Below are 4398 nucleotides of genomic sequence, written 5' to 3'. Positions count from 1 at the left end.
TGTCCGTCACCGTCTGCCGGGTGAGCAGGAAGTACAGCGGCATGGTGACCAGCACGAAGCCGGTGGCGAACCCGGCCCGCGCGCTCACCACCCGAGCCACCGCCAGCGACAGCAGCGCCACCGCGGCGGCGCTCAGCAGGGCGAACGGCACCCGCATGCCCCACTCGGTGTAGCGGCCCAGCTCGCCCACGCTGCTCAGGGCGCCTACCACCTGCATCCCCAGCGCCTGCATCCACATCGTCAGCGGGGGCTTGGAGAAGAACCACGCGTTCTCCCACCAGGGGAACACATAGTCGCGGCGCGCCACCATCATCCGCGCCACCTCGCCGTAGTGCGTCTCCCACGGGTCCCACAGCCCCACCGCCCCCAGGAAGGGCAGGAACACCAGCAACGCCATCCCGCCCGTCACCCCCAGCACCCGGGGCGTCGCCGGCAGCGCGCTCCAGCGCTGGATCCACCTCGACTTGAGCAGATCCTCGCCGATCACCTTCGCGGCGAAGCCCTGCACCTGAGGCTCCTGCTGCGACTTCTGCTCTTGCTGTTGCTGCTCGCCGTCACTCGCCACGGAACCGGATGCCTCCGTCTGGATACGGCCCGCCTACATCCCGGGCCGCGGCCTTATACCCCCCGTGCCGCTCCCGGTCGACCTCTGCCAGGTGTGCCATGACCGCGCCACGGGTGCCGTGCAGTGTGCCGGATGCTGCACACCCGGTGCGCACCAAACCCGCGAAAGCCCGCCCGCCAAGCGGGGGCACGCCATTTGAAGAGGCCCTCCCGGGCTGGCCCCGCCCGAAGCGGGGTCCGATGTGGGAGGCGCGATGATCATCCAGGCAGCAGCGTTGGGGTGGGCCCTCCTGCTCTCGCAGGTCGAGGGTCAGGAGAAGGCTCCCCAGCCGGAGACGCAGCAGGCAGGGGAAGATTCAGGGGAGGGCTCGAAGCGGGAGCAGCTCAAGGATGTCGCGGACAAGGTGAAGGCGGCCCCGGAGCCGGACCGCTCGGGAAACGACCTGACGGGGCTGCTGACGCCGGAGGAGCCGCGCCCCGCACTGCGTTATGACCAGCCGATCCTCTGTACCCGGCTGCCGCCCACCAAGCAGGTGCCCTCTGGGGAGTACCGGATGCAGTGCGACCCGGTGACGCGGCGCTGCCTCATTGCCCCGGCCAGCGAGCTGGACTCGGACGGCCAGGAGACGGACCGCGCCCTGCTGCGCACCTCCTACTGCGACCGCTCCGAGGCCAGCGCCAACGTGCGCGTCCAGGAGGGCTACCGCTTCGTCCCGGCCATCGCCGAGTCTCCGCCGGGCTGGTACCGCGACGAGCAGGGCCGGGTGATGCAGTTCAACTTCGATCTGCACCGGCGCATCTACCTGGGCGGCGCGTGGGCCCCGCTCTTCCGCAGCGGCCAGGGCGTGGAGCAGAACCGCGTGCGAGTGGACTTCGGCATCCAGACCGAGTTCCCGGGCGGTGACGAGGACAACCGGCTGCACCGGCTCACGTTCCTGCAGACCGAGGTCTACCTGGGGGAGCCGAGCCTGGACGTGACGCTCCTGCGCTACGACTTCAACGTCGAGCGCAAGGTGCCGCTGTTCCGCATCACCACGTTCTTCGGCAAGCCGCGCCGCTTCGACGTGGGGCTGAACCTGGGCGCCTGGGTCGAGGCGCTCCACCAGGAGACGATCGAGCGCGAGGGCTCCGAGCTGAGCGTGCTCACCTGGGGCGCCGTGCATGGGACGCTGGACCTGTGGCACTCGCCGGATCTGGTCTCCTACGTGCGGCTGCGTGCCGGGCCGTCCTTCGAGCGTGACCGCACGCACGGCCAGAACACGCTCGTGCCCACCGCGGCGTTCGAGGGGAACATCACCCTGGACACGGACGGCTTCCATCACCTGCTCTTCACCGTCGAGGTGGAGAAGCTCTTCCTCGATGACCCGGTGGTCGGCCGCGCGCTGCACCCCGAGCGGCTGCGGGTCCGCGCGGGCTACGAGCTCATCCTGCTGGCCATCAACGATCAGCCCGTGAGCGTGGTGGTGGACGGGCGCGGCGCCTGGCGCAGCGACATCCCCAACGTAGCCGGGAAGTGGGAGTGGTCCGCCAACGCGGGACTGAGGGCCTCGCTGTGGGCCCCGGCGCGCCGGAGCGCTCCGCTGGCCAGCGCTCGCTAGGAATGGACCGGCATGCTCTCGCTCGCGCTCACCGCCCTGCTGTTCGCTCTTCCCCCGGACTCACAGGGGACGACCGCGGCCCCCACGCTGTCGCAGGGGGACGAGTGCATGATGGAGACCGCCGCCGGTGATCGCTTCCCCACCTGCTTCGATCCGGGCAACGCGCTGTTGCTCGGGACGGGGCTGCAGGTGCGGGGCGGCGTGGCGCTGCCCACTCTGCAGGCGGGGATCCTCCTGCGCACCGAGCGCACCAGCCGGAGCAAGGGCCTGCTCTGGTTCAACACCCACCGCATCCTCGTCACCGAGGCCACGCCGGGCAACGCTCAGCGCGGGCTGACCACCACCGCCTACGAGGGGACGTTCCGGCGCCACCTGGAGGACGGCTTCATCCTCATCCCCACCTCGCGGCCCATCCGCATCCCCTTCCCGTTCGACATCACGCTCGCGGTGAGGGCGGGGCACCTGGAGCGGCGCGTGTGGGAGGGCCCAGGGCTGACGGTGGAGACGGGGCGGGCGGCGCTGCTGCTCGATCCGGTGCGCTCGGCGAGCGGGCGGCTGTGGCTGGGGTTCGGCCCCGCGGCCAGCCACTCGCTGCGGCGCATGCCGGATGGGACGCTGGAGCAGGAGCTCTCGCCCTTCACCTCCGCGGTGCTCGAGACCGGGTACGAGACGGTGGACGGCTGGTGGACGGTGCGCGCCTCGGGCCTGGCAGGCTGGATCAGCAGCTTCGAGGGGGATCGGCGCTTCCGGGCCCGCGCGGACGGGAGCATCGAGCGCATCCTGTTCGCCCTGAATGATCAGCCCCTCTGGCTCCAGCTCTATGGGACCTACGCATATAAGGATGTGGGGCTTGCCCGGGGAACGGAGTGGACTGCGGGGGCGCGGCTCCTGGTCCGGACGTTCAGCTCGCTCTGACGGAGAGCTCCCCTACAGCGTCAGCTGGAGCGAGCCGGTGATCTGATCGTTGCGCCCGAAGTAGCCCAGCGGGCTGTAGGGCTTGCCGGCATACACCTCCGCCGCGAGCCCCACGCTGAGGTGTTCCGTGAAGCGCCAGCCCGCCCGAGGCGCGAGCACGAAGGAGCGCTGGACGGGCTCGAAGGCGCCGCGGAAGCCCACCTCCCAATCGCTCCCGCGTGGGGCGTAGCGAACCTCCGCCACCAGCAGGTGGAAGAAGGCGGTCCGCGCCAGCCCTCGCGCAGTGCCTGGCTCCAGCAGCACAAGCAGCTCCCCGGCCTCCACGCGAGGCACCGCAAGCCCCAGCCAGGTCGCCGAGTAGATGAAGTCGGAGTCCTCTGCTTGGGACAGGCCGAGCACCCAGGTCGCCACGGGCTTGCGCAGGGGGCGCAGCCGCTCGTCGAAGAAGGTCTGCGCGGGGCTGAAGCCCACGTCCACATCGAGCTGCGCTGGGCCCATCAGCGTGGTCGCCTCCAGCCCGAAGACGTGCTGCCGAGCGTAGCGGCCTGTCACCAGCGTCTCCCCCGCGCGCAGCCGCTCCTGGACCGACAGCAGCAGGGCCGCGTCCGGAGGAGCGCCCTGTCCCTGGGTACGCAGCACGGCCTCCAGCTCCGGATCCAAGCTCACTTGCGGCAGCTTCTCGTTCACCCACACCCACGAGCCGCCCACGCGGACGCCTCGGACTTCGGACCTCACCTGCAGCCCGACGTCCCCGAGCCATGGAAGCGCCTCCGGCCGCTCCGTCTCCAGGAGGTGAGGCTGCAGCGCATCCTCGATGGAGGAGTCCACGGTGAGAGGGAGGCTCACGCCGAGCCCTGGCTGGAAGAGCGCCTCGTCCTGGCCGAAGACGCTGTAACGGTGAGGGGTGAAGAAGGGCACCCACACCGCGGTAAGCAGATGAGGCCCCACTCCACCCGACGCCTTCGCCGCGAAGACCGGCAGCTTCGCGTCCTCCGGCTCGGCGAGCACGGCGCTCTCGCGCAGCTCTCTCGGGTTGAGCACGTCCGTCGGCGCAAAGGCCGCGTTCGCTCCAAAGGACAGCGTCTGCTGGCCGACCCGTACGTCCACGTGCTGCGTGTAGAGGTCCAGGTACGCCTCGCCGAGAGTGGGCTCGAAGAAGGCCTTACCCCGCTCCCATCCAGACTCGGCGCTCGCACGCCAGAGTGCCCGTCCCTCGACGCGCAGCGCCAGCGAGGGCGAGAGCTTCACTTCCGTGGTGAGCGACGCCCGCCCTCGAGCATCCACCACACGCTCAGAGAGCCCGTCGCTCCGCTGGGGCTCA

Annotated in this window: 4 protein-coding genes; 2 read left to right on the top strand and 2 right to left on the bottom strand. The window is 70.5% G+C overall.

Annotated elements, in window-relative coordinates; all coding sequences use genetic code 11:
- A partial coding sequence (locus VD972_RS03465) for an ArnT family glycosyltransferase (protein ID WP_324980683.1) occupies nucleotides 1–565 on the bottom strand: 565 nt, incomplete at its 3' end.
- Nucleotides 566–818: 253 nt separating this feature from the next.
- On the opposite strand from VD972_RS03465, the gene VD972_RS03460 reads away from it, so the two are divergent.
- Together VD972_RS03460 and VD972_RS03455 are read left to right on the top strand one after the other, a co-directional pair.
- Nucleotides 819–2162: a hypothetical protein gene (locus VD972_RS03460; protein ID WP_324980680.1), complete on the top strand. Its 1344-nt coding sequence runs from the start codon at nucleotides 819–821 to the stop codon at nucleotides 2160–2162.
- A gap of 12 nt (nucleotides 2163–2174) precedes the next feature.
- Nucleotides 2175–3077, top strand: a complete 903-nt coding sequence (locus tag VD972_RS03455; RefSeq protein WP_324980677.1) for a hypothetical protein — start codon at nucleotides 2175–2177, stop codon at nucleotides 3075–3077.
- A gap of 12 nt (nucleotides 3078–3089) precedes the next feature.
- Here the strand turns inward: VD972_RS03455 and VD972_RS03450 are convergent.
- The coding region (locus tag VD972_RS03450) for a hypothetical protein (protein WP_324980674.1) at nucleotides 3090–4398 on the bottom strand (1309 nt) is incomplete at its 5' end.

This window comes from Hyalangium sp., from assembly GCF_035629615.1.
In the GTDB taxonomy this organism is placed as follows: Bacteria; Myxococcota; Myxococcia; order Myxococcales; family Myxococcaceae; genus Hyalangium.
Note: the sequence above shows the minus strand (reverse complement) of the source record. Positions and strands in the feature narration are given on the sequence as shown.